The organism is Pseudomonas sp. SIMBA_041 (assembly GCF_046535095.1).
Taxonomy (GTDB): Bacteria; Pseudomonadota; Gammaproteobacteria; order Pseudomonadales; family Pseudomonadaceae; genus Aquipseudomonas; species Aquipseudomonas mucoides.
The window spans coordinates 1-250 of the sequence record NZ_JAWRXJ010000686.1; the positions used below are offsets into that span (position 1 = coordinate 1).

Consider the following 250-nt stretch of genomic DNA (forward strand, 5'->3'; position numbering starts at 1 on the left):
GCATTAATTTCTGCGGCAAAGGAGCCAGTAGTATGGGCACCTGTTCTGGCAACGATCCTGGTGTTGGTTGGGGTAAAAATTCCGGCAGCATGGGACCCAACCTTTAATCTGATTGCGAAGGCTAACTCAGGGGTAGCGGTATTCGCTGCGGGGTTGACTCTGGCTGCACATAAATTCGAGTTCAGTGCCGAAATTGCTTATAACACCTTCCTGAAGCTGATTCTGATGCCACTGGCACTGCTTTTCGTTG

Annotated in this window: 1 protein-coding gene; it reads left to right on the forward strand. The window is 50.0% G+C overall.

What is annotated here, in order from left to right; translation table 11 throughout:
* Positions 1-250, forward strand: a 250-nt coding sequence (locus SB725_RS32870) for an AEC family transporter (RefSeq protein ID WP_410923657.1), incomplete at both ends; no start/stop codon positions are given.